This window comes from Gordonia hydrophobica NBRC 16057, assembly GCF_001592365.1.
Taxonomy (GTDB): domain Bacteria; phylum Actinomycetota; class Actinomycetes; order Mycobacteriales; family Mycobacteriaceae; genus Gordonia; species Gordonia hydrophobica.
The window spans coordinates 722,981-749,094 of record NZ_BCWU01000001.1; the positions used below are offsets into that span (position 1 = coordinate 722,981).

The 26,114-nt window shown below is 67.7% G+C and carries 25 protein-coding genes; 9 read left to right on the forward strand and 16 right to left on the reverse strand.

The annotated features are described in order from the left end of the window. Positions 1-18: 18 nt before the first annotated feature. The 3 genes from GH2_RS03365 (at position 19) to GH2_RS03375 (ending at position 3,032) form a co-directional block, all read left to right on the forward strand. Entirely contained in the window at positions 19-540 is a 522-nt protein-coding gene (locus GH2_RS03365; RefSeq protein ID WP_066163068.1) for a 3-hydroxyanthranilate 3,4-dioxygenase, read from the forward strand. A gap of 1 nt (position 541) precedes the next feature. Further along, a complete protein-coding gene (locus tag GH2_RS03370) occupies positions 542-1,534 on the forward strand; it encodes an amidohydrolase family protein (RefSeq protein WP_066163070.1) in 993 nt (330 codons plus the stop codon). 151 nt (positions 1,535-1,685) lie between these two features. Continuing rightward, positions 1,686-3,032, forward strand: a complete 1,347-nt coding sequence (locus GH2_RS03375; RefSeq protein WP_066163071.1) for an MFS transporter — start codon at positions 1,686-1,688, stop codon at positions 3,030-3,032. A gap of 13 nt (positions 3,033-3,045) precedes the next feature. On the opposite strand, the gene GH2_RS03380 is transcribed toward GH2_RS03375, so the two are convergent. The 3 genes from GH2_RS03380 to GH2_RS03390 all read right to left on the reverse strand — a co-directional run bounded on the left by GH2_RS03380 (position 3,046) and on the right by GH2_RS03390 (position 5,603). Continuing rightward, positions 3,046-3,762, reverse strand: a complete 717-nt coding sequence (locus tag GH2_RS03380; RefSeq protein WP_066163072.1) for a PadR family transcriptional regulator — start codon at positions 3,760-3,762, stop codon at positions 3,046-3,048. Between the two features lie 37 nt (positions 3,763-3,799). Continuing rightward, a complete protein-coding gene (locus GH2_RS03385; RefSeq protein WP_066163073.1) occupies positions 3,800-4,696 on the reverse strand; it encodes a TIGR03619 family F420-dependent LLM class oxidoreductase in 897 nt (298 codons plus the stop codon). A 127-nt stretch (positions 4,697-4,823) separates the two neighbouring features. Then, a complete protein-coding gene (locus GH2_RS03390; RefSeq protein WP_066163075.1) occupies positions 4,824-5,603 on the reverse strand; it encodes an IclR family transcriptional regulator in 780 nt (259 codons plus the stop codon). 81 nt (positions 5,604-5,684) lie between these two features. Between GH2_RS03390 and GH2_RS03395 the strand changes: the two genes are divergently transcribed. The 3 genes from GH2_RS03395 to dmpG are packed head-to-tail and all read left to right on the forward strand — an operon-like array spanning position 5,685 to position 8,504. Beyond that, positions 5,685-6,515 (forward strand): 2-keto-4-pentenoate hydratase, encoded by an 831-nt coding sequence (locus tag GH2_RS03395; RefSeq protein ID WP_066163331.1) that lies wholly within the window; start codon positions 5,685-5,687, stop codon positions 6,513-6,515. Continuing rightward, positions 6,508-7,479, forward strand: coding sequence for an acetaldehyde dehydrogenase (acetylating) (locus GH2_RS03400; RefSeq protein WP_066163076.1), 972 nt, complete (start codon positions 6,508-6,510; stop codon positions 7,477-7,479). The genes GH2_RS03395 and GH2_RS03400 overlap by 8 nt, the downstream gene beginning before the upstream one ends. Next, on the forward strand, positions 7,476-8,504 hold the full coding sequence (dmpG, locus tag GH2_RS03405) for a 4-hydroxy-2-oxovalerate aldolase (RefSeq protein ID WP_066163078.1): 1,029 nt from the start codon (positions 7,476-7,478) through the stop codon (positions 8,502-8,504). The genes GH2_RS03400 and dmpG overlap by 4 nt, the downstream gene beginning before the upstream one ends. Before the next feature lie 253 nt (positions 8,505-8,757). Here the strand turns inward: dmpG and coaE are convergent, their stop codons facing one another. The 3 genes from coaE to GH2_RS03420 are packed head-to-tail and all read right to left on the reverse strand — an operon-like array spanning position 8,758 to position 12,098. Further along, positions 8,758-9,699 carry a dephospho-CoA kinase gene (coaE, locus tag GH2_RS03410; RefSeq protein ID WP_204700978.1) on the reverse strand — a complete coding sequence of 314 codons (942 nt, stop codon included), beginning with the start codon at positions 9,697-9,699 and terminating at the stop codon, positions 8,758-8,760. A gap of 48 nt (positions 9,700-9,747) precedes the next feature. Then, positions 9,748-10,296, reverse strand: coding sequence for a hypothetical protein (locus tag GH2_RS03415; protein WP_066163081.1), 549 nt, complete (start codon positions 10,294-10,296; stop codon positions 9,748-9,750). Continuing rightward, a complete protein-coding gene (locus GH2_RS03420; protein ID WP_084247259.1) occupies positions 10,293-12,098 on the reverse strand; it encodes a DEAD/DEAH box helicase in 1,806 nt (601 codons plus the stop codon). Before GH2_RS03420 ends, GH2_RS03415 begins: the two co-directional genes overlap by 4 nt. Positions 12,099-12,167: 69 nt before the next feature. Between GH2_RS03420 and GH2_RS03425 the strand changes: the two genes are divergently transcribed. Further along, positions 12,168-12,926 (forward strand): TetR/AcrR family transcriptional regulator C-terminal domain-containing protein, encoded by a 759-nt coding sequence (locus GH2_RS03425; protein ID WP_066163083.1) that lies wholly within the window; start codon positions 12,168-12,170, stop codon positions 12,924-12,926. Positions 12,927-12,968: 42 nt separating this feature from the next. On the opposite strand, the gene GH2_RS03430 is transcribed toward GH2_RS03425, so the two are convergent. The 3 genes from GH2_RS03430 to GH2_RS03440 all read right to left on the reverse strand — a co-directional run bounded on the left by GH2_RS03430 (position 12,969) and on the right by GH2_RS03440 (position 15,807). Beyond that, complete coding sequence (locus tag GH2_RS03430) at positions 12,969-13,832, reverse strand: LppU/SCO3897 family protein (RefSeq protein WP_239588670.1); 864 nt, start codon at positions 13,830-13,832, stop codon at positions 12,969-12,971. A 98-nt stretch (positions 13,833-13,930) separates the two neighbouring features. Beyond that, positions 13,931-14,452: a ribonuclease FAU-1 family protein gene (locus GH2_RS03435; RefSeq protein WP_066163086.1), complete on the reverse strand. Its 522-nt coding sequence runs from the start codon at positions 14,450-14,452 to the stop codon at positions 13,931-13,933. A gap of 515 nt (positions 14,453-14,967) precedes the next feature. After that, positions 14,968-15,807 carry a hypothetical protein gene (locus GH2_RS03440; RefSeq protein WP_066163088.1) on the reverse strand — a complete coding sequence of 280 codons (840 nt, stop codon included), beginning with the start codon at positions 15,805-15,807 and terminating at the stop codon, positions 14,968-14,970. A gap of 119 nt (positions 15,808-15,926) precedes the next feature. On the opposite strand from GH2_RS03440, the gene GH2_RS03445 reads away from it, so the two are divergent. Beyond that, positions 15,927-16,298, forward strand: coding sequence for a group I truncated hemoglobin (locus tag GH2_RS03445; protein WP_066163089.1), 372 nt, complete (start codon positions 15,927-15,929; stop codon positions 16,296-16,298). On the opposite strand, the gene GH2_RS03450 is transcribed toward GH2_RS03445, so the two are convergent. From GH2_RS03450 to GH2_RS03480, 7 genes are all read right to left on the reverse strand, one after another. Further along, a complete protein-coding gene (locus tag GH2_RS03450; protein ID WP_174545318.1) occupies positions 16,282-16,548 on the reverse strand; it encodes a Rossmann-fold NAD(P)-binding domain-containing protein in 267 nt (88 codons plus the stop codon). The two genes, GH2_RS03445 and GH2_RS03450, sit on opposite strands and share 17 nt — an antisense overlap. Before the next feature lie 16 nt (positions 16,549-16,564). Further along, complete coding sequence (locus GH2_RS03455; protein ID WP_066163092.1) at positions 16,565-17,797, reverse strand: PucR family transcriptional regulator; 1,233 nt, start codon at positions 17,795-17,797, stop codon at positions 16,565-16,567. Further along, positions 17,794-19,227, reverse strand: a complete 1,434-nt coding sequence (locus GH2_RS03460; RefSeq protein WP_066163093.1) for a phytoene desaturase family protein — start codon at positions 19,225-19,227, stop codon at positions 17,794-17,796. The genes GH2_RS03455 and GH2_RS03460 overlap by 4 nt, the downstream gene beginning before the upstream one ends. Continuing rightward, positions 19,228-21,111: a DUF3556 domain-containing protein gene (locus tag GH2_RS03465; protein WP_084247261.1), complete on the reverse strand. Its 1,884-nt coding sequence runs from the start codon at positions 21,109-21,111 to the stop codon at positions 19,228-19,230. It abuts the gene before it with no gap. A gap of 86 nt (positions 21,112-21,197) precedes the next feature. Next, entirely contained in the window at positions 21,198-22,646 is a 1,449-nt protein-coding gene (locus GH2_RS03470) for a class I adenylate-forming enzyme family protein (protein WP_066163095.1), read from the reverse strand. Positions 22,647-22,780: 134 nt separating this feature from the next. Then, positions 22,781-23,245, reverse strand: a complete 465-nt coding sequence (locus tag GH2_RS03475; protein WP_066163096.1) for a QcrA and Rieske domain-containing protein — start codon at positions 23,243-23,245, stop codon at positions 22,781-22,783. Between the two features lie 63 nt (positions 23,246-23,308). Continuing rightward, complete coding sequence (locus GH2_RS03480) at positions 23,309-23,788, reverse strand: VOC family protein (protein ID WP_066163098.1); 480 nt, start codon at positions 23,786-23,788, stop codon at positions 23,309-23,311. 140 nt (positions 23,789-23,928) lie between these two features. Here GH2_RS03480 and uvrB point away from each other — a divergent pair, with 140 nt between their 5' ends. Further along, positions 23,929-26,082 carry an excinuclease ABC subunit UvrB gene (uvrB, locus tag GH2_RS03485; protein WP_066163100.1) on the forward strand — a complete coding sequence of 718 codons (2,154 nt, stop codon included), beginning with the start codon at positions 23,929-23,931 and terminating at the stop codon, positions 26,080-26,082. The last annotated feature ends 32 nt before the right edge of the window (positions 26,083-26,114 follow it).

Genomic DNA, 26,114 nt, shown 5'->3' on the forward strand with positions numbered 1-26,114 from the left:
CACTCCAAGGAGAGAACCATGACGACCCTTCCCCCGGTCATCGACTTCCAAGGCTGGATCGATGCCAACCGCCACCTGTTGAAACCACCGGTGAACAACCAGATGCTGGCGCTCGGCGACGACTTCATCGTGCAGATCGTCGGCGGCCCCAACGAGCGCTACGACTTCCACTACGAACCTTACGAGGAGTGGTTCTACCAGCTCACCGGCGACATCCACGTCAATGTGATGACCGACGACGGGCCGCGCCGCATCGACATCCGCGAAGGCGAGACGTGGCTGATGCCCGCGAACATTCCGCATTCGCCGCAGCGGCCCGACCCGGATTCGGTCGGTCTGGTGATCGAACGGGTTCGTCGTGAAGGCACCTTGGAGAAGTTCCAGTGGTACTGCCTCGAGTGCGATGCCAAGGTCCACGAGGTGGAACTGCAGGTGCGCGATCTGGTCGAGGACATGCCTCCGGTGTTCCGGAACTTCCACGAGGACCTCGACGCGCGGACGTGCAAGCAGTGCGGCGCCCTGCACCCGGGAAAGGGCTGACATGGGCGACATCATCGACGTGCACACGCACTACGTCCCGAAGGGTTGGCCCGACCTGTCCGACGTCGCCGGGACCGACGCGCCGTGGTTGCGCGTGGAGTCCGAGCGCGAGGCCGTCATGATGACCGGCAGCTCCGAGTTCCGCCGCATCCAGTCCGACGCGTGGGACCCCGAGGTGCGACTGGCCGACATGGACGCCGACGGCGTCGCCGCCCAGGTGGTGTCGCCGACACCGGTCTTCTTCAACTACGCCCGCCGCGGCGACCAGGCCGCGAAGATCGCGGCGGTCTTCAACGACCTCGCGCTCGAGATCGTCGAGTCTGCGGGCGACCGGATGATTCCGTTCTGCCAGGTGCCGCTGCAGGACACCGACCTCGCATGCGCTGAACTCGATCGATGCCTCGCGAACGGTCACCGCGGCGTCGAGATCGGCAATCACGTCGGCGACCGGGATCTGGACGACGAAGGCGTCATCACGTTCCTGCAGCACTGCGCGGAGAACGACGTCCCGGTGTTCGTCCACCCGTGGGACATGGCGGGCTCCGAGCGACTCGATCGGTGGATGGCGCGGTGGCTCGTCGGAATGCCGGCCGAATCCCACCTGTCGATCCTCGCGATGATCCTCGGCGGCACGTTCGACCGCGTCGATGAGCGGCTCAAGATCGCCTTCGCCCACGGCGGCGGATCGTTCGCGTTCTGGCTCGGTCGCATGGAGAACGCCTGGCACCGTCGCCACGACATCATCGGCACCTCCGAGTACCCGCCGTCGCACTACCTGGGCCGCTTCTACGTGGACTCCGTCGTCTTCGACGAGCGCGCCCTGCGGCTGCTGGTCGACACGATCGGCCGGGAGCGGGTCCTCGTCGGCAGCGACTATCCGTATCCGCTCGGCGAACGGCCCGTGGGCGAGGTGGTCCGCAAGAGCGACTTCCTCGACGAGCAGACTCGCGCCTTGATCACGCACGGCAACGCCGAGCGGTTCCTGGGGATCTGAGCAGCGACGACTGCGTTTCGGCCCGACGGCGGTCCGGACCCTCGATCACGCATTCTCCTGACCGTGCCGCTTCGGCGCGGTCGGGCGGGCCGACGTGCCCGAAATCAACGGTGGCCCCTGGGCGCCGATCACGTCAACCGAAGGCTCACTGATGAACACGAAATCCGCTGCCGTGGCAACGGGCGAGGCACGGGCGAGTCGCCGCGTCGCCTCGGCGATGCTGATCGGCACCACCCTCGAGTGGTACGACTTCTTCCTCTACGGCACCGCCGCCGCACTGATCTTCAACAAGCAGTTCTTCCCATCGTTGAGCCCCGCCGCCGGGACCCTGGCCGCGTTCAGCACGTTCGCCGTCGGATTCGTCGCCCGACCGCTCGGTGGCCTCGTCTTCGGCCACTACGGTGACCGCATCGGCCGTCGGAACACCTTGATCGTGTCATTGCTGATGATGGGCATCGCCTCCACCTTGATCGGCGTGGTGCCGAACTACGCCAGTATCGGCGTGTGGGCACCGGTCCTCCTGGTCCTGCTGCGCGTCGTCCAGGGCATCGGACTGGGCGGCGAAGGCGCGGGCGCGACGCTGATGTCGATGGAGCACGCCCCGGCGAACAAGCGCAATCTGTACGCCGGATTCCCGCAGATGGGCACGCCGGCCGGTTTGGTCCTCGCCAACGTGGTCTTCCTCACCACCAATGCCTTCATGCCGCCCGGTGCCTTCGACGCCTGGGGCTGGCGCATTCCGTTCCTGCTGAGCGCAGTGCTGGTCGCGGTCGGTCTGGCGATCCGACTGCATGTCGAGGAGTCACCGTCGTTCAGCCGCGTGGTGAGCCAGCACGGAGTCCAGACCTTCCCGCTGCGTGAGGCGATGCGCGTCGGCGTCGGACGCATGGCGCTGACCCTCGGTCTCATGATCGCGAACTCCGCGGTCGCCTACGTGTTCATGGTCTTCACACTGTCTTACGGCACCAAGCAACTCGATTACGATCGTTCGTTCCTGATCGTCTGCGTCTCGGTGGCCGCGGTCATCTGGTTCACGACGATCCCGTTCTGGACGGGTGTCGCCGACCGCAGCGGTCGGCGCGTCATGTTCGTCGGCGGATCGATCGCCCTGCTCGTCTGGTGCCTGGTGTTCCTTCCGCTGCTCGGCACCGGCAGCGTCGTGGCCGCGCTGATCGCCTTCCTCGGGATGGGCGTGATCGTCCCCATCACGCACAGCGTCCAGGGAGCGATCATCGCCGACACATTCCCGGCAGCGGTGCGGTACTCGGGAACATCGCTGATTCTGCAGGTCGGCGCAATTCTCGGCGGCGGATTGGCGCCGATCATCTCCTCGGCCATCGTGGGCGAGTCAGGTGGCGTCGCGGGCGTCACCGTCTACCTCGTGATGGTCTGTCTGCTCAGCCTCGGCTCCGCGATGGCGCTGTTTCGGCGCATCGAGCCGACAGACTCGAGGGCTTCGTCGCTGCCCGCCGACGCGCCGACGGGTGTTCGGAGCTGACCCGCTCGCGTCGTCAGCTGTCGTGCTTCAGGTGCTCGACGTAGTCTTCGACGCGCCGCCACGAACCGGACTCGTTGGGAACAGGATTTCCCAGCGGGTCCAGTTCGCTGACCTTCGAGAAGCTGGCGGCAGCCTCGTCGATGAGGTCGAGTAGGTCGCGGGCGAGGTCGATCTCGGCCTGGAAGTACTTCATCGACCACGCCAGACTCATCACCGAGTACGCCCACGCAGGCTCCCGGTCCGCGTTCTCCATGTGCATGCGGCTCTCGTCGCGTCGCTCCTCGAGGTTGGCGATGTGCGACCGGACCAGTTCCTTGAGATGGTCGGTGTCGTTGAGATGCCCCATCCACATGCGCAGCATCAGACTGTGCTTGAGCACCGGTTGATCGACGGGCGCGTCACGAGACCAGCTCCGCACCGCATGCGTCCCGCTCTCGGTGATCTCATAGACACGCCGACCCCGTTCTCCGGGTTCGGAGACGACCTCGGAGGTGACGAAGCCCGCCTTTTCAAGCTTCTTCAATTCCGCATAGATCTGACTGATCGACGGGCTCCAATAGAAATAGCCGATACTCCAGTCCGCCCATTTCTTGAGGTCGTATCCGGTCAGCCGCTCGCCGAGCGTCAGCATGCCGAGCACGGCCCAGCTCGTGGCAGGGAGGGGCGGGTAGCTCGGGTCCGTGTCGACGGCGGGCGCGTCGTCAGCGGGCGGTATCGCGGAGTCGGCCATAGTCGAAAGCCTAACAACCGCAGCCTGATCTCTGAGATCAGCCATCGGTCAGGCTGACCAGCCAGGCGACGACCGCATCGAGCTCGGCTCCCTCGACGGGCAGTGCGGACGGTCGCAACAGCACGGTGTCGGCCCCGGCTGCGACGGCGGACCGTGCGGCGTCGGCCATCGCGTCGAAGTCTGCCGCACCGTCGTCGCGCACCTGGACCGGCAGAAGCACTTGCACTTCTGCGGCACCGGGGTCGCGCCCGTGGTCGACGAACGTCTGACGCAGACGTGCGACGCCTGCCTCGAGGTCGGGCATGTCGGCCGGAGTGACGGCCCAGCCGTCACCGACACGGGCGATCCGATCGAAGTTGCGTTGCGAGGATCCCAATCCGAGGATCACCGGCACCCGCTTCTGAACCGGGCGGGGGAGACTGTGAAAGTCATCGAATGCGAAGTCGGATCCGTCGAAGGACGGGGACTCGGCCTCCCACAGTTCGCGGCATGCTGCCAGCGTCTCCTCCAAGCGACCGAAGCGACCGCGGAACGGGATGCCGGCAGCGGCGTACTCGTCTTCCTGCCAACCGACGCCCATGCCGATTCGAGCGCGGCCGCCCGAGACGGCGTCGAGCGTGGCGATCTGTTTGGCGAGCAGGACGGCCGGCCGCAAGGGTGCGACCAGCACGTACGCACCCAGATGGATGCGCTCGGTCACTGCGGCCACCGCTGAGAGCAGACTCAACGGTTCAGGCCACGCTTGTTCCAACGGGAACGGAAACGCATGGGTGCGGACCCGTTCGGCGTGGGCCTGCCGGGTGAATCCGAGGTGATCGGAAGTGGTCAGCAGGTCGACGCCTGCACGGTCGGCCAGGACCGCGAGGTCCAGCGCCCCGCGGATCGCGCCGTCGAAGAAGCGTTCGGCGCCGAAGACGTCGATCCCGACTCTCACGGGAAATCCCCCATCTGTTGATGAACTGATTCGTCGTGTCACGGATCGTGACACAGACTGTCGCTCAATGCGTTCCGCCACCCACACAGTGGGAGGGCGGTTCGGATCTCGGCCACCGGGCGGAAGGTCAGCGCAACGCGCGCCGACGGTCGAGCGTCGATGCGATGCCGGTCGCGGCGGCGCGCACTGCGTCGGCGTACTGCTCGGGCCGATACCGGGTGATGGGGCCGGTGACACTGATCGCCGCGACGACCGAGTTGTCGCCGACATCCAGGATGGGCGCCGCGACGCAGGCGATGCCCGGTGCGGACTCCTCGTACTCGAACGCGACGCCGTTCTCGCGGATCGTGTCGAGCTGGCGTGCCAGGATTCCGGGCGCCACGATCGTCCGCGGCGTGCGCCGCGCGAGCGGACCGGACAGGACGGCCAGTTGGCGTGCGCGATCGGTGTGGGCCAGGAGCGCCTTGCCGATGCCCGTGCAGTGCAGCGGCATACGACCGCCGGTGCGCGACGGCGCCGACGCCTGCCGGTGCCCGCCGATCTTCGCGACGTAGACCACCTCCTGCCCGTCGAGGACCCCGAGGTGCACGGTCTCCCGCGTCCGCGCGGACAGATCCTGCAGAAAGGGCATCGCGATCTCGAGCAGACTGCGCTCCACCGAGGCCAGCATCCCGAGCTCGAACAGTCCTCCAGAGAGCCGATAACCCGCGTCGGTCCGGTCCAGGAGCCGGACGTCGACCAGCTCGCGAGCCAGTCGGTGAACGGTGGCCTTGTGCATCCCCGTGCGCCGGACCAGCTCCGCCAACGTCAGCTCGTTGTCATCGACGGTGAAGGCGTGCAGAATCGTCACGACCTTCCCTATGACGGTGTCGCGATTGGCCTTCGGTACGTCGCCTGTGCTGGGCATATGTCGAGGCTACCCGGCGGCGTCTCGTTGAGTGAGACGACTTCCTTCTCTCGCGCGGCCGCAGCGGTGAGCATGGTCACCATGACCGAAACCACTGAGAACACCGGTGTTGAGAATCCCGCCGCCGAGGATCAGGCCGCGGAGCGTCTCCTCACCGCTTTGCAGACCCGCCAGGCGTGTGCCCCGGTGCGCGACCTGATCGGCCCGACCGATCTGCCTGCCGCGTACCGCGTGCAAGAACGACTCACCGCTGGACGCCTCGCAGCGGGCGCCACGGTCGTCGGGCGCAAGATCGGCCTCACCTCGCAGGCGGTGCAGGAGCAGATGGGCGTCGACCAGCCCGACTTCGGTGTCCTGTTCGACGGCATGGGCTTCGGAGACGGTGATCTGGTGCCCACGGAACATCTGCTGCAGCCCAAGGCCGAAGCCGAGGTCGCGTTCGTGCTCAAGAAGGACCTGGCGGACGGACCGCTCGACGTCGAGCAGATCCGCGACGCCATCGATTACGGCGTCGCCGCGCTCGAGGTCTGCGACAGTCGCATCGCCGGGTGGGACATCGCGTTCGCCGACACGGTCGCCGACAACGCGTCGTCCGGCGTGTACGTCCTCGGCGACGATCGCCTGACGCTCGACGAGTTCAACCCCGTCGAGGTCGGCATGTCGATGCTGATCAACGGCGAGGAGGTGTCGACCGGCAACGGTGCGGCGTGTCTGGGCGACCCGCTCAACGCCGTCGCCTGGCTGGCCAAGGCCGCCCGCGACTTCGGCGAACCCCTGCGGGCCGGCCAGGTGATCCTGTCCGGCGCCCTGGGCCCCATGCGTCCGATCGAGTCGGGCGATGAAGTCGTCGTCAACATCTCCGGCCTCGGATCGGTGACCGCTCGTTTCAGTGAAGGGAACACCCATGAGTAAGACGAAAGTAGCCATCATCGGTTCCGGCAACATCGGCACCGACTTGATGATCAAGGTGATGCGGACCTCCAAGCACCTCGAGATGGGCGCGATGGTCGGCATCGACCCCGAGTCGGACGGTCTGGCCCGCGCTGCGCGGTTCGGCATCCCGACCACCCACGAGGGCGTCGAGGGCCTGGTGAAGCTGCCGAACTTCGACGAGATCGAGATCGTGTTCGACGCGACGTCGGCCAAGGCGCACGAGTACAACGCGTCGATCCTCCAGCCGCTCGGCAAACGCCTCATCGATCTGACGCCCGCCGCCATCGGTCCGTACGTGGTGCCCGCCGTCAACATCGGCGATCACCTCGACGCCGACAACGTCAACATGGTCACCTGCGGTGGCCAGGCCACCATTCCGATCGTCGCCGCAGTCTCCCGCGTCGCACCTGTCGCCTACGCCGAGATCGTCGCCTCGATCGCCTCCAAGTCGGCGGGTCCGGGCACCCGCGCGAACATCGACGAGTTCACCGAGACCACCTCGGCCGCCATCGAGCAGGTCGGCGGCGCTCGGAACGGCAAGGCCATCATCATCCTGAACCCGGCCGAGCCGCCGCTCATCATGCGCGACACCGTGTTCGCACTGGTGGACGCGCCGGACCTCGACACCCAGGAGCAGATCCGCAACTCCGTCGAGAAGATGGTCGCCGACGTCTCCGCCTACGTGCCGGGCTACCGCCTCAAGCAGAAGGTACAGATCAACCCGATCGCCGAGGACGCCACCGTCGACACCCTGATGAAGGAGGAGCCGGAGTCGGCGCCGACGCACCAGGTGTCGGTCTTCCTCGAGGTGGAGGGCGCCGCCCACTACCTGCCCGCGTATGCGGGAAACCTCGACATCATGACCTCCGCCGGCCTGCAGTACGCCGAGCGGATCGCAGCCATCACAGCGCAGGAGACTGCAGAGCAAGGAGCAGGCGCATGACCACCCCGATCTTCGTTCAGGACGTCACCCTGCGTGACGGCATGCACGCCGTCCGGCACCGGATCAGCACGGACGACGTGAAGCGGATCGTCTCGGCGCTTGACGAGGCGGGCGTCGACGCCATCGAGGTGGCGCACGGCGACGGGCTGGCCGGCGGCTCGGTCAACTACGGTCCGGGGTCCAACACCGACTGGGAGTGGATCGAGGCCGCGGCGAGCGTCCTCAAGAACGCTCGTCTGACCACCCTGCTGCTGCCCGGCGTCGGCACCGTCGAGGAACTCAAGCGCGCGTGGGATCTGGGCGTCCGCTCGGTGCGCATCGCCACCCACTGCACGGAGGCCGACGTCTCCGCACAGCACATCGCCGCCGCACGCGAGATCGGCATGGACGTCTCCGGTTTCCTGATGCTCTCGCACATGTCGACACCGGAGAAGCTGGCCGAACAGGCCGTGCTGATGGAGTCGTACGGCGCCAACTGCGTCTACATCACCGACTCGGGCGGACGCCTGACGATGAACGATGTCGTCGCTCGCGTGAAGGCATACCGCGGTGCATTGAAGGACGAGACCGAGATCGGCATCCACGCCCACGAGAACCTGTCGCTGTCGGTCGCCAACTCGGTGGTCGCCGTGGAGAACGGCGTGTACCGTGTCGACGCCTCGCTCGCCGGCCACGGCGCCGGCGCGGGCAACTGCCCGATCGAGCCCTTCGTCGCGGTCGCGAACCTGTCGGGCTTCGAGCATCGCTGCGATCTCAACAAGCTGGAGGACGCCGCGGACGACATCGTCCGGCCGCTGCAGGACCGTCCGGTGCGGGTGGACCGCGAGACCCTGACCCTCGGCTACGCCGGCGTCTACTCGTCGTTCCTGCGTCACGCCGAGGCCGCTGCCAAGCGCTACGACCTCGACGTCCGCGACATCCTCACGGTCTGTGGCGAGCGACGTCTCGTCGGTGGTCAGGAGGACATGATCGTCGACATCGCGCTCACCCTCGTCGCCGAACGCGATGGCGAAGAGGTCGCGTAGTGGCCGGCGGCCTGCATCCGCGGAACTGAGCGAGATCCGCGTAGTTCAGCGCAGGACTACGCGGATCTCGTCGTACTACGCGGATACCGAGCTAGTGTCCTGCGTCGGAAATTCGCTTGCGGTTGCGGCGGCCCGGTGAACGCCTGGCTGCGTTGTCGTCGGTCGACATAGCTACCGCTATGCCTCCCTCCTCCGCCTTGCCAGCCGCCCACCGGATCCACCGCAACACGAAAGCAATTTCCGACGCAGGACACTAGCGAGCGGTCGGGCGCAGATGCACGCGAACCGGGCGGCCGACGTCGGCACTGATGTGGAGCCGCTCGCCGTCTGAGGGCAGCGCGCGCGGGAAGCCGCCCGCCGTGAGTGCGTCGGCCACCGAGTCGGCGACGGCGAGATCGGCGACCGTCGCCTCGATGTCGATGACCGGTTCCGCGGACTCGCCGACGACGGCGGTCGGACCCACGTGGGTGACGGCGGAGGCGTTCGCTCCGAGCAGAGCCCAGATCCGTCCGACGACGCGACTCCCGACCACCGCCCACTCCGGGTCGTACTCGCGGACCCCGGTGGGGAGTGGTGCAGGTGTTCCGGCGGCGATGTTGTCACGCAGGGGAATCAGCCGGTCGTCCCACGCAGCGACGGCCTGCGCCGCCAGCTGGTCCGGGGTGCCGGAGTTGTCGAGCCAGAGGTCGGCGACGGCGCGACGCTGTTCGTCGGTGGCCTGCGCAGCGATCCGAGAACGAGCGTCGTCGGCGTCCATGCCGCGCAGGTTCACCAGCCGGTCGAGGCGGACGTCAGCATCGGTGTGGACCACCGCGACCAGGTGGTAGAACGGCGCCATGTTGCCCTCCACCAGCAGGGGGACGTCGTGGAGGATGATCGCGTCGGCCGGCGCGGCATCGGTCAGCTCTTTGGTGCGGGCGCCGATCAACGGATGCGTGATGGAGTTCAGCATCGTGCGACTGTCGTCGTCGACGAACGCGCGTGCCGCGAGCGCCGGGCGATCCAGTGCCCCGTCGGCACCGATGATCTCGGGACCGAACGCCTCCGCGAGTTGCGCGAGCCCGGGGGTCCCCGGTTCCACGACCTCGCGTGCGATCCGATCCGCGTCGACGTGGTAGGCGCCGCGCTCGATGAACGTCTTGGCCACCGTCGATTTGCCGGCGCCGATTCCTCCGGTGAGTCCCACTCTGATCACGTAATCCAGTGTGTCAGACGGGCCGCGGCCGGCAGCGGGTGGTGAGCGCTACCGCTCGAAGAACGTCTGCGGATCGAGCGCGCTCAGCGGGGTCCACCGTTCGACCCCCTCGTCGGGAACATCGGCACCGTCGACGGCGTCGCGGAATCCCCGCAGACGCAGCGCCAGTGTCGGGTCTTCGTCGACGCTGCGGACGCACTCGTACAGGAGCGCCAGGACATGGACGCATCGTGCGGTGCGGGCGCGACACGAGCAGTCGACGACAGCGAGTTCCGGCGGCGTTCGGGCGACGAGCGCGTGGACCCGGTCGGTCAGCGCGGCGACGCCCGGCGTCGGCCCCACCGCCGCGGCGACGGTCTGCGCCGTGTCCCGATCGATGGCGGAGAACTCCACGTAGGCGACCGACGCGTCGCCGCCCCGGACCACCGTTCCGCGGATCAGCCGCCCGTCGATCTGGACGTCGGTCAGCGCGTTCCGCGCCAGGCTTCGGGCCCGCGGCAGCAGCGGCTCCGGTCTGGTCACCGAGGTCGGCTCCACAAGGCGAAGGAAGTCACGGCCCCAGAGGGTGTATCCGAACTCAGCCGTCAGCGAGCTCACCCGACCTCCTCGCGTCGACGGCGCAGAACTTCGATCAACCGCTCGTCGGAGAGCTCGGTGAGGGCGGCCAGGGCGCTGGTGTCGCTGTCGAGATCCAGTGCGGCCTTGCGGTCGTGCATGCGCGCGATGTGCTCCTCGAGTGTCCCGGCGGTGGTCAGTGTGGTCACCGTGACCACTCGGTCTTGCCCGATCCGGTGGACGCGGTCGGTGGCCTGTGCTTCGACGGCCGGATTCCACCAGCGGTCGAAGTGGAGGACGTCGGCGGCGCGTGTGAGCGTCAACCCGGTTCCGGCGGCCTTCAGGCTTGCGACGAGCACACCGGATCCGATGCCCGACTGGTAGTCGTCGACGATCCGGTCACGCTCGGCACGGGACAGCCCACCGTGAAGGAACGGGACCGGGCGGCCCGTCGCCGCACCCAGGTGCGCGGCCAGCAGATCGCCGGTCTGCCGGTACTGAGTGAAGACGACGGTCGGCGCGCTGTTCTCCTGATTGGTCACGACGATGTCGGTGGCGACGTCGAGCTTGCCCGACCGTCCGCCGATCTCACCGCGCACGGGGCCGTCGCCGACGAGTGCCGGGTGGTTGCACAGTTGTTTGAGTCGGGTGAGTGCGGTGAGGATCGCGCCGCGTCGTGCCATCCCCACGCCGAATCCCTCGGCCTCGACGTCGGCGAGGATCGCATCGTAGAGCCGCGCCTGCTCCGCGGTCAGATCGCACTCGACGTCGGTGTGCAGTTTGGGCCCGAGGCTCGCGGCGACGTCGGCTTTGGTCCGCCGCAGCACATGCCCCGAGATCGCGTCGTGCATGCGCCGTTTGGCGTCGGCGGAACCGTCTCGGATGGGCCGGGAGTAGCGGCGCCGGAAGAGCGCGCGATTGCCGAAGGCGGTCGGTGCGACGAGGTTCAACAGCGCCCACAGTTCGTCCAGATCGTTCTCGACCGGCGTGCCCGTCAGAGCGATCCGGACGTCGGCGGTCAGGGCGCGCGCTGCGCGGGAGACCTGTGTGCGATTGTTCTTCAGCGCCTGAGCCTCGTCGAAGACGACTGTCGCCCAAGGCCTCTCACTCAAGGCTGCGGCGTGGCGTCGGAGCGTGGGGTACCCGGTGACGATGATCCCTGGCGCGTGCTCGGAGTCGGGGACGGTGCCGCCGCGGTAGTCGACGGCGGGCAGTGTCGGCGCCCAGCGACGGATCTCCCGCAGCCAGTTGGTCACCAGACCGGTGGGGCAGACGACGAGGACGGGGCCGGTCGTCGAGTGGGCCAGATGTGCGATGGTCTGCAGCGTCTTGCCGAGACCCATCTCGTCGGCGAGGATCCCGCCGCCGTCGGCGCAGACCTCGTCGAGCCAGGTGACACCGCGCAGCTGATACGCGCGCAGGTCGGCGTCGACGACGTCGCGCAAGGTCACGGCAGCGACCTGCGTGGCCGCGAACACGCGACGTGCGTACTCGGCACTGACGACGGCGTCGCCTGCGGCGTTGAGCACCGCATGGGCCGCCCCGGGAAGGTGCACGTCGGCCTCCGGATCGTCCACGAGTGCTCGCCACGCAGCGAGCGACGGAGCGCCGTCGGAGGGAAGATCCGCCACGTCGACGATGCGGCAGGCGATGTCGTCGGGGCGGAGGGTCTTGGCGGGACCGAACCCCTCGGGCAGCGGAAGTCGAACGGTGGGTCCTGCGTTCTCGGGAGAGGTGCCCGTATCCGACCAGAGGGCGAAGGCGTGGCGGTCGGTGAGATAGGTCGCTTGGCAGGCGACGGAGGAGGCGGAGCGCGATCGAGGGGTCAGGGTTCTCCCAATCATCGAATAATACCGTATGGTGTACGGAGTAACACCGTACACGGCACGGAGATCTGCGGCAAGGAGAGCGCGATGGTCGACAGTCCGGGGCACGACGTGCCTCGAATCGTGGAACTGCTGTGGAACTCGACTGCCGATGTCCGCCGTCCCGGTCCACGGCAACGCGCAAGCGTTCCCTCGGTGGTGCGCGCTGCGATCGAGCTCGCCGACACCGGCGGGCTGGGACAGGTGTCGATGCGGTCGGTGGCCGAGCGGGTGGGGCTGAAGCCGATGGGCGTCTACACCTACGTGCCGAGTCGCACGGTGTTGATCGCGCTGATGGTCGACGCCGTCGCGGTCGACGACGACGTGATGACCGGTGGCGATCTCGCGGCGTGTCTTCGGCAGATCGCCGATCAGTATCGTGATGAGCTGCTGCGACATCCCTGGCTGCTGGACGTGCCCGCCTGGCGGCCGATCCCCGGCCCGGGGTCGTCCCGGCGCTACGAGCAGCAGCTCGCAGCGCTCGAGGTCGTGCTGGGTGCCGCCGGACAGCCAGTCGACGACGTCGAACTCGATGCGATCATCGCGGTGCTGAAGGCGTTCGCCACGGGGAATGCTCGACTTCGGCTGGATCAGGCCGCCGAGTTCGCTCAGTCGGGGCTCGACGACGCGCAGTGGTGGGAGATCGCCGGCCCGCTGTTGGCCGACGCCATGCCTGCAGCCGACTACCCGGTCTCCAGCCGTGTCGGGTCGACGGTCGGCGAACTGTTCGCCGGTCCCGGAAATGCCGACCACGCATATGAATTCGGCCTGAAACGACTCATCGACGGCCTCGTCGGCCGTCGATGAGTCATCGGTGGAGGGGTGGCGAGGTCACCCGCCGCTGTCGGACTATTCCCAGACGTAGCCGTCGCCGAGGATCTCAGCGCAGAAACCGACGCTGCGAGCCGGATCGGACTTGATGTCGGAGGTGAGCACCTTCTTGGTGGGACCGGTGCAGTTCGGGACATTCTTGGAGTCGGTGCGCTCGGTGATCTTGAAGGCGGTGCTGATCGATGTCGAGCTCTTCGAGCATGCGACCGGCTCGAGTTTCAGGCTGACCGCCATGCGGGTGTCCTCGTAGCACTTGCCGACTTGGTAGTTGGAGGTCAGGCAGAGGGTCTCGTCGGCGGCGCCGCGGCCCGATTCGTAGACGTAGCCGTCGTAGCCCGCTTTGTCGCAGGCACTGGAGTTCTCCAGTTTCGCACCGACGATGAAGCTGGGCGTCGTGTCGTCGTCGCAGTCGACGGCCTTTGTCTCGACGTTGAAGCCGCTGCCCGAGGCGACGGCGATGCACGAGCCCACCGGTGTCGCATCGATGTTCTTGCCGCTGTCCTTGTCGCGGAAGACCACCGAGACGATCACGGCGATGACCGCGACCGCGATGATCGGCACGGCGATGCGCAGAATCCGCTTCAGCGGGTTCTGCGACGGGGGAGTCGGCGGAGTGTACGGCGGGGTCCCGGCCACCGGCGCATAGCCGCCGAAGGGAGGTTGGCCGCCGAAAGGGGCTTGGCCGCCGGCGGGAGGTTGGCCACCGGCAGGTGGTTGCGCGCCGACAGGAGGCTGACCGTAGGCGGGCGGCTGCCCGCCAGTCGGCTGCCCGGTGTAGTCGGGTTGCCCGCCGGTCGGCTGCCCGGTGTAGTCGGGTTGCCCGCCGGTCGGCTGCTGTCCGAACGGATTCCCCGGCTGGCCGGGAGGGGGAGGCGTCGTCATAGTCGAAAGAACTTTCCGGTGAGTCGGAGCGAGATCGTTCGATAGTTTTCCACACCTGAGAGGAGCCTGAACGCACAGCGTCGTCTACTTGATCGACATCACGAATTCAGCCACCGCAGCGGCTCGCCGACCTGTGCGTCGAGCCATGCCTGTACGCCGCGCGACTGCGCGGCGCCGGCCATCGCCGACACCGCGATTCGGACCGCTTCCTCGCAATCCGCCGTCGAGATGAACTGCGCCGCATGGGCTTCGAAGAGTTCGTCGATGTCGATGAGTTGGAGCGGCTCGCCGGCCGAGTCGACGAGGTCGAGATACCAGTCCACCGCATGCCAGCGGCCCTCCTCGTCGGCGCCGGTGAACTCGCCGACGTCGAGGTACAGCCGCTGCGACTCGCGGTAGCCGGGAATGAAGTGGAAGATGTTTGCGCGCAGACCGAGCGCAGGCAGCAGCCACGTCTCCAGATGGGTGAACCGTGGGTGATCCGCCGTCCGCGACATGTACAGCCCGTAATCGGCGACGCGGTATTCGTCCACTGCCCGGACGAATCCCTTCGGGTCGGTGTTCGTCATGGCCGGGACGTCGAAGACCTCGCGCTTGGGCGGATGCAGGTCGGCACTCATGTGCCTACCGTGTCACAGCGCGGTGGTGCGCGACGGCCGGTCGGGAAAGAAGTGCCGCGTCACCTGCGGGCGTGCCCCTTCACGCTGATCGAGTGGCATCTGCGAGCGCGTCCCTTCACGTTGGTCGAGTGGCATCTGCGGGCGTGCCCCTCCACGCTGATCGAGTGGCACCTGCTGGCGTGCCCCTTCACGCTGATCGAGTGGCACCTGCGAGCGGAGCGAGCAAGTGTCGTATCGAGATCGCCGTGACCGACGCTGGAACGCAACCGATTGCGCATCGTGCTGACCGACTGCGAGCGACCCAGCGGAACTCGCGGCGGTCTCGATACACCGCCGGCTCGCTGCGCTCGCGGGCGGCACTCGACCAGCGTGGAGGGGCGCGCTCGCGGGTGGCACTCGATCAGCGTGAGAAGGTGGGCATCGCAGCTCGCAGGCGGCACTCGATCAGCGTGGCGCCGCAGCTCGCAGGCGGCACTCGACCAACGTGTGAGAAGAAAGCCAGCACCGCCACCGAATCACTCGTCCAGGGCAGCTCGCGCCCGGTCGACGGCGGACTGGGCCGCCTGTCGTGTCCGATCCGCGTGCGCCCGCGTCGTCTTCGCGTCGTCTTCGGCGTGACGCAGGTCCTGCAGGTGCGCCTGTGCTTCGGCGAGCTCAGCCTGCAATCGGTCGACGCGTTCCTCCCCGGCCAGTCGGTCGCTCCTGGCCTGATGGAGCGAGTCCTGTGTCTGTGCGACGTGGTTCTCGGCCTCGTCGAGGAGTGCCTGCGCGTCGTCGAGCGCCGCGCGGAGCAGGCGTTGCTGTTCGACGGTGCCGGGTGCGCGCTCCGTTGAGGCCCCGCCGTCGATCACCCGCAGGCCTGCCCGGCCGACGGCCTCCTCGCTGCCGCCGAAGCCCGCATGCTGCACGGCGCTGATGACCCGCCCCAACCGCACTTGCTCACCGAACTGCGGATCGGCCATCGCCGCGCCCAGGGTCTGGCCAACTTCCCGCGAGGAGTTCTCGCTCAGCGTCCGCCCGTGGTCGGCGGCGAGCGCCGCGGCACGTCTGGTCAGACCGCGCACCACCTGTTGACGTTGTTTATCGAGGCTGCGCAGCTGGTCGGCGGACAGTGCGCGTTGGGCCTCCCGGAGCGCGTCCCCGACCTCCAGCAGCGCCGCCAGGTCGTCGGCCGATTCCCGGGCCAGCACGTTCACCGCCCACCCGACCATCGTCGGCTTGCGCAAGAGACCGATCTCGCGCGCCAGCTCCCGATCGCCGTCGGCCCGTGCCTGCGCGACCCGCTCGGAGCGGACGGCCACGAAATCTGCGGGATCCAGACCGTACAGTTCGTCGGCCACCTCGTCGATGTCCATGCCGTCCTTCCCGCCACCCCCACTTCTCACACGGTGTCGTCGACGGCCGTGAGGTTGGTTTCATCCACTGTTGAAGCCCGACGCCGTCGCCTGTTACACGGTCCGTGCAGTCTAGGCCCATGACAATTTATGACACCATCGGCGGAGCCCCCGCCGTCGCAGCAGCCGTCGACGACTTCTACGTTCGCGTCACCTCAGATCCGGAACTCGCCGGCTATTTCGAGGGCACCGACATGAGGAAGCTGAAGTCCCACCAGCGCACCTTCATCGCCGCGGCGATCGGTGGTCCCGAGAAGTACGTCGGCAAGTCGATGGCGCAGGCGCATGCGCGACTGAACATCGTCCCGTCGCACTTCGACCTGGTAGTGGGACATCTCGTCGACACCCTCGCCTCGCTCGGTGTGCCCGAGCACGTCATCGGTCAGATCGGCGCCACCCTCGCGCCGCTGAAAGACGAGATCGCCCCGGGTCCCTCTACCCAAGCGGGGTAGTCGCGACGTGATCCGGCGGGTCGAGGAAGAAGTCGTACTCCAGCGGATCCGTCCCGCCGTACGGCGACAGGTCGTCGACGCCTGCCAACCGCACCAGGTTGGCATCGATGAAGCACTGCCCGGTGACGTCGGTGGGCCGCGCCGCCAGGACCGCGGCGGCGGTCGCAATCGTCGTCTCGGGCCACAGGCAGTTGCAGGCGATGCCGTCGTCGGCCCACTCGGCGGCGAATCCCATGGTCAGGAGCGACATCCCGTCCATTCTGAGGTCAGCGCTGCCGAAGGTGTGCGCAGAGGAACTCGCACGCGGTCAGCGCAAGACTGAGGTCGAGGCGGTCGCGATGAGCGCCGATCGTGGTGAGCGCCTTGTCGATTCGATACTTGACGGTGTTGCGGTGCAGGTTGAGGTGCTCCGCGGTGCGGAGATGGCTGTCGCCGGTCGCGAGGTAGACGGCGAGCGTCTCGCGGAGCGGCGCCATGGCGGGGGAGTCGGCGGCGAGATCGCCGAGGACCTCGCGGACCCAGGTCGCCGTCGCGTCGAGATCGTGGGCGAGCAGAGAGGCGACGGCCACACCGCGGTCGTCGTACCGGACCCGCGCTCCCGTCGGACTCCTGGGCGTCGAGGCGATGGTGAACGCGGCCAGCGCTTGATCGTGACTGCGACGGAAGCCGTGAATTCCGGGGATCGCCTGGCCCACGGCGGCGCGGACGCCGGCAGGCAGATCGCCGAACATGGCGTGTGCGGCCGCGGGGACCTCGCCGCGAAACGGCACCCAGGCCCAGACCGTCAGCCTGTCGACCGGAACCACCAGCGGCGGACCGTCCGACACCGCCGCGACCGCACTCCGGCGCGCGACCCGGTCCAGTTCGCCGAGTTCGCTGTGCGAGTCGTCGTCGAGCCAGAGCACCGCCGAGATGTGCGTTCGGTCGAGCCAGTAACCGGTGGCGCCTTCGAATTGTCCGGCCGACGCGTCGGACGCGGCGAGCAGGCTGTGGACGGTGGTGGTCAGCGCGGTGCCGTGGACGCCCGCCCAGCGTTGCCGCTCCTTCTCGTACGCCTCGAAGACCACCCCGGTGATCCAGTCGATGTACGAGTACACGGTCGCTGCGAGGTACTTGGTGAGCTCGGTGCTCTCGGGGACGTCCAGACCCATGTCGGCGACCTCGCTGTAGATCACCTGCAGCACTACGTTCTGCCCCATGTGGTACGCCCGAACGAGGGAGTTCGACGGGATGTCGCGCTGGGCCAGGCGGAGCGCGTACTCGATGGCGCCGGTCGGTGCCTGCAGGTTGCTCAGCGGAATGTCGTTCGACAGCAGATCGATGATGTTCGTGACGTTGCCGCGCACACTGGCGGAGAGCATGTCGAGCAGCGCCGGATCGCCGTCGAGTTGGTGGATGCCTCGCGCCAGTGTGGTCGTCACATCGTCGGAGAGACCGACGACGTCCTCGCGCAGTCGACGCCCGACGACGCCCGCGCGGGCACGCAACTCATCGCTCACCGTGCCGCACCGCCTGACTTCCGAAGGCGACGGAGCGCGGACTCGGCCGCGTGGTATCCGCACAGGCCGTGAACGCCCGGGCCGGGCGGCGCCGACTGCGAGCACAGATACACCCCGTCGACGCCGGTGAAATACGGGTCCACAGCGGTACGTGGGCGCAGGAGGAGTTGCAGACCGTCGTTGCCGCCGCCCATGATGTCGCCCGCGGCGTAATTCAGGTTGTAGTTCGCCATCTGCGGAACGGTGGTGGTCCGCGTGCCGACGATGATGTCGCGGAAGCCGGGCGCGAACCGCTCGATCTGTCGGATCACGGTGTCGGTCGCATCGCCCCGGTACCCGGCGGGTGCGTGCGCGTACGACCAGATCGGATTGATCCCGCCTGTGCTCCGGGTCGGGTCGGCCAGATACTGCTGCCCGACGAGCACGAACGGATTCGTCGACATGACGCCCCGGGCGCGGAGCTTCTCCGACCGACGGATCTCCTCGAACGTCCCGCCGAGGTGCACGGTCCCGGCGCGAGCGCATTCGGGATTGCGCCACGGGATGTCGCCGCGGACCGCGAAGTCGACCTTGAAGGCCGCCGACCCGACGCGGTACCGCTCGTACGACCGCCGGATGCGCGACGGCATCAGATCCCCGTACAGCGTGACCGCCTGAGCGGGCGACAGGTCCAGGAGTACGATGTCAGCGTCGGGGATCTGCCGACGCGAGGTGACCGGAACGCCGGTGGTGATGGTGCCGCCGTGCGCCGCGACTGCACGTCCGACGGCCGCGGTGATCGCGCCCGAACCGCCCTCGGCGACGGGCCAGCCGTACCGATGTCCGCTCGCGGCGATCATCAGTCCCAGCGAGGCCGTCAGCGGACGGTCGAAGTCGGTGTAGACGTGCGCTGCGACGCCCGCGTAGAGGGCGCGCGCCGCCGGTGTGCGAAAGACTTTGGCCAGTACCGAGACCGGAAGCAGCGCGCGCGGGCCGAAGGCGGCGAGCTTGATCGGGTGCGCGGGGACGTTGACGATCGGCCGCAGCAGGTCGTGCCCGAGGTCGTCGAAGTTGCGAGCGAGGTCGCCGAACAGCCCGCGCCATCGGGCGCCGTCGACGCCGAGGCCGGCCACCGTGGTGTCGATCGACTGGTGGAGCACCCCGACCTCGCCCGAATCGAGCGGGTGGGCGCAGTCGATCTCCGGCCACTTCCAGGTGAGGCCGTAGCTCGCCAGGTCGACGTCGGCCCAGAACGGCGAACCGACGCCCATCGGATGGAACGCGGAGCAGAGATCATGCACCACACCGGGTTCCAGGAGCTCGGCCGACCGAGCGCCGCCACCGATCTCGTCGGCGGCCTCGAGGATCTCCACGTCGACGCCGCTGCGTGCCAGGTGCAGGGCGGCGGCGAGCCCGTTGGGCCCGCCGCCGACCACGACTGCCGTCGTCATTTACTCGCCGGCTTCCGCGGTGGCCGGCACCCCGACGGTGAAATCACCGGTGCGGGGAGCTGTCGTTCTCACGCTGTCAGCCTGGTCCACCGCGGTGTAGGCGTCAATGCCCGACCGACCGTTGCCGAAGTCGCGGCGCCAGGTGACGTCGATCGAGATGGGCCCGTCGGGCAGCCACGGCTGGGTGTCGACCGCCTCGCGGACGTTCCAGCGGCCGCGCTCCACGACGCCGAGTGCGGCGTCCATGATCAGGTAGTCCTGCGTGCCGCGATGAATCGGCTGCGATTCGACCCAGACCACGGTGAACTCGCCGGGCTCGAACTGGCAGCGACGCTGGAGCGCCTCGATCATCCGGGTGTCGTGCAGGTGTCCGTCACCGAAGTTGAAGGCGACGAGCGAGTTGCACGCGAACTCCGCCTCACGCAGCGTGTAGGAGTTCAGCCGGTCGTCGCCCAGGTGACGCATCTGCACCGAGAACAGCCCGCGACCCTGGCTGTGCATGGAACGCCACGCCATCATCTGGTGCATGACGACGTCGGCGACGTCTTCGGGGAAATCGGCCATCAACTGCGTCTTGGTGTTGAGCGAGCCGCGCACCACGTGCTGGTTGAGCTTCTCCTCGGCGCCCGGGGCGAAGGCCCACGACGCCGAGGCCCAGTTGCCCGCGTACTGCCGCATGGAGGGCAGGAACGAGACGAGGTCGGGGCGCAGATTGCCGAGCACCGGGAAGAACAACAGCCCGGCCACGATCAGGCCCAGCACCCACGGCATCGTGGTGTCGGTGACCGCGTAGCCGTCCCAGGCGGGGAAGCCCCAGAACAGGAACACCGTGGTGAAGGCGAACAGCACGTTCCATTCCAGGGGAACGGCGAGCGGGAACGTGGAGAAGATGAACGCGTGGAAGGCGACCATCAGGACGACGGCCAGCAGCGTCAGCGTGCGGTTGGTGGAGAACAGCAGCACCAGCGGCGCACCGACCTCGACGAGCGTGCCCAAGATGTGTCCGGTGCCGCTCGCCAGCTTCGACGTCCGCATGTCGTCGGGGAACGAGCGGTAGTTCAACCGCTTGAGAACCTTGCTCCCGAGCCACGGGGTGTTCGAGAGCATCGGCGGGATGACGCTGGAGAAGTGGTGACCGAGCTTCGAGATGCCCGCACCGATCCAGACGACGACGATCAGGAGTTTCAGCGCGAGAATCATGTCGACGAACGGCAGGACGGTGAAGAAGAGGACGGCGGGCAGGTACTGTTCGGCCCGCGCAGCGATGAACGGGACCTTGTCGCGGAGGCCGAGGATCACCATCATCACCAGGTAGGGGATCAGGACGGTCGGGTTCACCAGACCGTGGTTGCCTGCCACCATGTCGTCGATCGACGCCGTGTGGACCGCGGGCAGGACGAGCGCGATGATCAGATTGACGACGATCGCGGCGTACAGCACGACGTCGAACACCGTGCGCGAGTCGCCCCTGGTGAACGGAACCCTGTCGGGCCACGGTGGCAGGCGGATGGTCTGTGGACGCAGCCAGAACAGGAGGCCGCCGGTCATCGGTTTGAAGTGTCCGGCGAGCGGACCCCACGAACCGCCGAAACCGATGGTCTCGAGCAGCACGGTCCACAGCACCAGTTTCTGGTAGACGATGGGCTCGTTCCACCACTCGGAGACGGCCAGCGGGTTCAGACCCGCCGTGAGGGTGGCGATGCTGACGCCCGCGGCGATGTAGACGACGAGGACCTTCGCCAGGTAGATGAGGTGAACCATCTTCTGTGTGCCGAAGCCGTACTCGGCCCAGTGCGCGCCGAGCACGCGCAGGCGTTCCATGAACGGCTTCTGCAGAAACGTCGCGGGGTCGACCGGCGGGAAATCCGGTTGGGTGAGGCCCATGATTGACTCCAATCGGGGAAGGGTGGGCAGGGCGAATCTGGCGGACTCCGCCGGGGCGGTGCCGCTTGGATGGAGGAGGGTGACGGTCAGCCCGTGACGAGATCGCGTCGCAGAGCGGGCTTGTCGATCTTGCCGACCGGGTTGCGGGGAAGATCGTCGAGCAGGTGAATAGCGGTGGGGCGCTTGACACGAGCGAGTCGGGTGAGCAGGTGCTCGGCGAGTTCGTCGGCGTCCGCGGTGGCACCGGGGTGCCGCACCACGTACGCGACGGGGACCTCGCCGTACAGCTCGTGCGGGGCGCCGACGACCGCGCATTCGAGAACGGCCGGATGCGTGGCGAGCGCGGCCTCGATCTCCTTGGGGTAGAGGTTCTCGCCGCCGCGGATGATCATGTCCTTGATGCGGTCGACCAGTGTCAGGTAGCCGTCGTCGTCGAGCCGTCCGACGTCACCGGTGTGCAGGCGACCGTCGACGATGGTCGCGGCGGTCTCTTCCGGGCGGTTCAGGTAGCCCTGCATCACGCTCGGTCCACTGATGACGACTTCGCCGATCTCGCCGGTGGGAGCCTCGGTGCCGTCCGGGGTGACGATCGTGATCGTCTGACCGGGAAGTGCTGGGCCGACGGTGCCGAGCTTGCGCTCGCCGTTCAGCGGGTTGCAGGCCGACGCGCACGTGCCCTCGGTGAGGCCGTAACCCTCGAGGATGGGGAATGGAAACCGCTCCTGGGCCAGGTTCAACAGCTCGCGGGAGATCGGTGCGGCGCCGCAGATCGCTGCACGCACCGACGAGAGGTCGGCGTCGACGGCGTCGGGCGAGGAGACGAGCAGCGCGTAGATGGTCGGGACGCCCGAGAAGTAGGTCGGACGCAGGGTGGCGACGTCGGTGAAGAAGCGGCTGACCGAGAACTGACCGGTGACGCTGACCTGCCCGCCCGCGATGAACGGCGCGAGCACCGACACGCAGATCGCATTGACGTGGAACAGCGGCAGGATCAGGAGCGCGTGGTCGGCCGGGGTCAGATTCAGGATCGACACCATGCTCGACGCCATGAACCGCAGGTTGGCGTGACTCAGGCGGACGCCCTTGGGACGGCCGGTGGAGCCGGAGGTGTAGATCAGCAGTGCGATGGTGTCGTCGGACGGCGCCGTCGGCGCCGTCCATCCGGTGGTCGCCACAGTCGCGAGGTCGGCCACGTCGAGGACCTTGCGATCACCGATCGGGCGGTCGCCGACGATGAGCGCCGCGTTCGCGTCGTCGAGCTGGTAGCCGGCCTCGTCGGCGGTGAACGCCGGGTTGACCGGGGTGGCCGTCGCGCCGATCCGCCAGGCGGCGGCCATCACCAGGATCAGCTCGGCGCGGTTCGGGAGCACCGCTGCGACGACGTCGCCGGCTCCGATTCCCCCGAGCGCGAACTGCTCGGCGACGGCATCCACGCGTTCGGCGAACCGAGCGTACGAGTACGCGTCGTCATCGTCCCGAATGCAGGGGGCTTCTCCTCGGACGGCGTTGTCCCAGGGGAAGTACGATGCGGCCATGTGAATCACCTTTCCTTGATGCTGTGAGTCACAACACTAAGGAAGGGTGAAGGGGAGCACTACGGCCTGCGAGGCCAGACTTCCGAGTGCGGTTTGTGCACTGAGCACAATGGCGCTCGGCGGCGGGCTCGTCGTCAGGCGCGGACGATGTTCGTGCCGTCGACGCGGATCGCGACCTTGGTCAATGAGCGTTCGGCGGGGCCCTGAGCGACGGTGCCGTCGAGGTGGAAACGGCTTCCGTGACAGGGGCATTCGATCGCCGAGCCGGCGACCTCCGACAGCGCGCAACCGGCGTGCGTGCATTCGGCGGTGAACGCCTCGTAGGTGCCCGCGGTGGGCTGGGTGAGGACCACGCCCGCGGTGATCACTCCGCTGCCGACAGGGACGTCGGCGGTTTCGGCGAGTGTTCCGGTGGGCGCATTGGACGGCACCGACACGGTGCTCTCCGGAGCGCTGCTGTCACCGCCGCAGGCACTGAGCGCCGTGCCGAGGACGGCGGCACCCGCCACGGCCCCGGCCCCCGCGACGAAGGTGCGGCGCGAGAATCCGGTGGCGGGAGTCGGCTCGGAGCTGTCAGGTGTCACTGGGGTCGAGGGCATCGGGTCTCCTTCGGTGGGCCGGAACGGGGACGGGCTGGGACAGCGAAGCGGTCTGGTGGCGAGTCAGACGCCGAGTACGGTGCCGTCGGCACCGACGGTGAAGCCGGGGTTGTGGACGAAGTCCCACCGGAAACCGTCGGGATCGGCGATGCAGGCGCTGGTGCCACCCCAGGGCTGCAGGGTCGGCGGGTTGATCGGTTGGGCGCCGGCGGCCAGCGCGCGGTCGTACAGCTGCTGCACCGTCTCCGCGTCGGGGACGTTGTGACCGAGGGAGATCGGGGGCGCGAGCGGGCCGTGACCCACCTCGCCGTACTCGCTCGGCATGGACGCGACGTTCCACAGCGCCAGCATGAGGCCGTGGCCCGCCTGCGCGAAGGTGATCTCGCCGGGCACGGAACTGATCTCGCGGAAACCGAGGCCGTCGACGTAGAACGATCGAGAGGCGCTGACGTCCCGGACACCGAGGGTGATCGCTGTGACAGGCGGGGCGACGTGCTGGGCCAATGGGACCTCCGGAGTCGGGAATTCGGCTGCGCCACCCATGCTACGGCGTGGTTCCAGCGCAGGCGTCGCTTCGCACAGCATGCCGCCGCCGATCAACAGCCGTGGTGGCAGCGCGGTGGCTGACGAGCCGCGACGAATGGTCGCCGGTTCTTGTCAGTGGTCGCGTCTACGCTGGGGGCATGGCATTTCCAGCGGAGAAACCGGTGATCGCGCACTCCGAGTTCCGGCCGATCGGAGAGATCGAACGCAGCGAAGCGAAGTTCGAGGTCGTCAGCGAGTACGAGCCGGCGGGCGACCAACCGACCGCCATCGCCGACCTGGAGCGACGCCTGGCCGCGGGGGAGCGCGACGTGGTGCTGCTCGGCGCGACCGGTACCGGCAAGTCGGCGACCACCGCCTGGCTCATCGAGAAGGTCCAGCGGCCGACGCTGGTCATGGCTCCGAACAAGACGCTCGCGGCGCAGCTCGCGAACGAACTGCGCGAGATGCTGCCCAACAATGCCGTCGAGTACTTCGTCTCGTACTACGACTACTACCAACCCGAGGCGTACATCGCGCAGACCGACACGTACATCGAGAAGGACAGCTCGATCAACGACGACGTCGAACGGCTCCGGCATTCCGCGACGTCGAGCCTGCTGTCACGGCGCGACGTCGTGGTGGTCGCGTCGGTCTCGTGCATCTACGGTCTCGGCACGCCGCAGTCGTACCTGGACCGCTCGGTGGAGCTGTCCGTTGGTGAGACGATCGACCGCGACGCACTGCTGCGGCTCCTGGTCGACGTGCAGTACACCCGCAACGACGTCTCGTTTGTGCGTGGCGGGTTCCGGGTTCGCGGCGACACCGTCGAGATCATCCCGTCCTACGAAGAGCTCGCCGTCCGCATCGAGTTCTTCGGCGACGAGGTGGAAGCGCTCTACTATCTGCATCCGCTGACCGGCGACGTGGTGCGCCAGGTCGATTCGCTGCGCATCTTCCCGGCCACCCACTATGTGGCCGGACCGGAGCGAATGGCGATGGCGATGGACAGCATCGAGAAGGAACTCGAGGTGCGGCTGGCCGATCTGGAGGCCAAGGGCAAGCTCTTGGAGGCGCAACGATTGCGGATGCGCACCACCTACGACCTCGAGATGATGCGCCAGGTCGGCTTCTGCTCGGGCATCGAGAACTATTCGAGGCACATCGACGGTCGCGAAGCGGGATCGGCGCCCGCCACCCTCCTCGACTACTTCCCGGACGACTTCCTGCTCGTCATCGACGAGTCGCACGTGACGGTCCCACAGATCGGTGCGATGTACGAGGGCGACATGTCGCGCAAGCGCAACCTCGTCGAATACGGCTTCCGCCTGCCGTCCGCCGTCGACAATCGCCCGCTCACCTGGGACGAGTTCGTCGACCGCGTCGGTCAGACGGTGTATCTGTCGGCGACGCCGGGAGCCTACGAGCTCGGCCAGTCCGACGGCGAGTTCGTGGAGCAGGTCATCCGCCCCACCGGCCTCCTCGACCCCAAGATCGTCGTCAAACCGACGAAAGGCCAGATCGACGATCTGGTCCATGAGGTCCGAGAGCGCACCGAACGCGACGAACGCGTCCTCGTCACCACTCTCACCAAGAAGATGTCCGAGGATCTCACCGACTATCTGCTGGAACTCGGTGTCCGGGTGCGGTACCTGCACTCCGAGGTCGACACCCTCCGTCGCGTCGAACTGCTACGACAGCTCCGGACCGGCGAATACGACGTCCTCGTCGGCATCAACCTGCTCCGCGAGGGCCTCGACCTGCCCGAAGTTTCGCTGGTCGCGATCCTCGACGCCGACAAGGAGGGCTTCCTGCGGAGCACCACGTCGCTGATCCAGACCATCGGTCGTGCCGCCCGCAACGTGTCCGGCGAAGTCCACATGTACGCCGACCGCATCACCGATTCGATGGCCAATGCGATCGAGGAGACGGATCGACGCCGAGCCAAGCAGATCGCCTACAACGAGGAGATGGGCGTAGATCCGCAGCCCCTGCGCAAGAAGATCGCCGACATCCTGGACCAGGTGTACGCGGAGGCCGAGGACGCTGTCGACGTCGGCGGATCGGGTCGTAACGCCAGTCGGGGGCGCCGTGCGCAGGGCGAAGTGTCGAAGGTCGCAACGTCGGGGGTCATCGAGAACCGGGACACAGCGGGCATGCCCCGCGCCGAGTTGGCCGATCTGGTGCAACAACTGACTGATCAGATGATGAATGCGGCCCGCGATCTGCAGTTCGAGCTCGCGGCTCGGCTGCGCGACGAGATCGCCGATTTGAAGAAAGAACTGCGCGGGATGGACGCGGCAGGTATCAAGTAACGCAGGCCGGTGGGCGTCATCAAGGTATGTTC

Excerpts from the sequence above, each read along its gene's own strand:
- GH2_RS03470 (WP_066163095.1), bottom strand. The coding sequence starts at position 22,646 with ATGGCCGCATCGTACTTCCCCTGGGACAACGCCGTCCGAGGAGAAGCC.
- GH2_RS03435 (WP_066163086.1), bottom strand. The coding sequence starts at position 14,452 with ATGAGTGCCGACCTGCATCCGCCCAAGCGCGAGGTCTTCGACGTCCCG.
- GH2_RS03395 (WP_066163331.1), top strand. The coding sequence starts at position 5,685 with ATGACCGAAACCACTGAGAACACCGGTGTTGAGAATCCCGCCGCCGAG.
- GH2_RS03465 (WP_084247261.1), bottom strand. The coding sequence starts at position 21,111 with ATGGGCCTCACCCAACCGGATTTCCCGCCGGTCGACCCCGCGACGTTT.
- GH2_RS03445 (WP_066163089.1), top strand. The coding sequence starts at position 15,927 with ATGACAATTTATGACACCATCGGCGGAGCCCCCGCCGTCGCAGCAGCC.
- GH2_RS03365 (WP_066163068.1), top strand. The coding sequence starts at position 19 with ATGACGACCCTTCCCCCGGTCATCGACTTCCAAGGCTGGATCGATGCC.
- uvrB (WP_066163100.1), top strand. The coding sequence starts at position 23,929 with ATGGCATTTCCAGCGGAGAAACCGGTGATCGCGCACTCCGAGTTCCGG.
- GH2_RS03420 (WP_084247259.1), bottom strand. The coding sequence starts at position 12,098 with ATGATTGGGAGAACCCTGACCCCTCGATCGCGCTCCGCCTCCTCCGTC.
- GH2_RS03450 (WP_174545318.1), bottom strand. The coding sequence starts at position 16,548 with ATGTCGCTCCTGACCATGGGATTCGCCGCCGAGTGGGCCGACGACGGC.
- GH2_RS03430 (WP_239588670.1), bottom strand. The coding sequence starts at position 13,832 with ATGACGACGCCTCCCCCTCCCGGCCAGCCGGGGAATCCGTTCGGACAG.
- GH2_RS03440 (WP_066163088.1), bottom strand. The coding sequence starts at position 15,807 with ATGGACATCGACGAGGTGGCCGACGAACTGTACGGTCTGGATCCCGCA.
- dmpG (WP_066163078.1), top strand. The coding sequence starts at position 7,476 with ATGACCACCCCGATCTTCGTTCAGGACGTCACCCTGCGTGACGGCATG.
- GH2_RS03400 (WP_066163076.1), top strand. The coding sequence starts at position 6,508 with ATGAGTAAGACGAAAGTAGCCATCATCGGTTCCGGCAACATCGGCACC.
- GH2_RS03460 (WP_066163093.1), bottom strand. The coding sequence starts at position 19,227 with ATGACGACGGCAGTCGTGGTCGGCGGCGGGCCCAACGGGCTCGCCGCC.
- GH2_RS03380 (WP_066163072.1), bottom strand. The coding sequence starts at position 3,762 with ATGGCCGACTCCGCGATACCGCCCGCTGACGACGCGCCCGCCGTCGAC.
- GH2_RS03370 (WP_066163070.1), top strand. The coding sequence starts at position 542 with ATGGGCGACATCATCGACGTGCACACGCACTACGTCCCGAAGGGTTGG.
- GH2_RS03480 (WP_066163098.1), bottom strand. The coding sequence starts at position 23,788 with ATGGGTGGCGCAGCCGAATTCCCGACTCCGGAGGTCCCATTGGCCCAG.
- GH2_RS03375 (WP_066163071.1), top strand. The coding sequence starts at position 1,686 with ATGAACACGAAATCCGCTGCCGTGGCAACGGGCGAGGCACGGGCGAGT.
- GH2_RS03390 (WP_066163075.1), bottom strand. The coding sequence starts at position 5,603 with ATGCCCAGCACAGGCGACGTACCGAAGGCCAATCGCGACACCGTCATA.
- GH2_RS03475 (WP_066163096.1), bottom strand. The coding sequence starts at position 23,245 with ATGCCCTCGACCCCAGTGACACCTGACAGCTCCGAGCCGACTCCCGCC.
- GH2_RS03425 (WP_066163083.1), top strand. The coding sequence starts at position 12,168 with ATGGTCGACAGTCCGGGGCACGACGTGCCTCGAATCGTGGAACTGCTG.